Below are 242 nucleotides of genomic sequence, written 5' to 3'. Positions count from 1 at the left end.
GGGCCATTTTTTATTAAAGTACTATCAAAATGATTATTATTTTGGGGCTTTATGGCAGTGAGTTTCCTTAAATTCACTGCCATAAACGCAAATCCTAATTCGTTTTCCACTTTCGCTTTGCCCCTTACGGACAAACGAGTGAAACGCAAATTAGCCTTCAGAAATCCAAAAACTGGTTCAACGTCAACCTTACGTTGACCATAAATTTCGCCAGTTTTTTCTTCCGAAAGCTTCTCTCGTGT

1 protein-coding gene is annotated in these 242 nt (G+C 38.4%); it reads right to left on the bottom strand.

All coding sequences use genetic code 11. From position 1 onward, the window contains the following. Window positions 1-242 (bottom strand): transposase (locus A194_RS19180; RefSeq protein WP_017187875.1); only part of this gene is annotated, 242 nt, incomplete at both ends.

Source organism: Alkalibacillus haloalkaliphilus C5 (genome assembly GCF_000269905.1).
GTDB lineage: Bacteria > Bacillota > Bacilli > Bacillales > Alkalibacillaceae > Alkalibacillus > Alkalibacillus haloalkaliphilus_A.
This window is presented reverse-complemented; position numbering and strand designations above follow the sequence as displayed.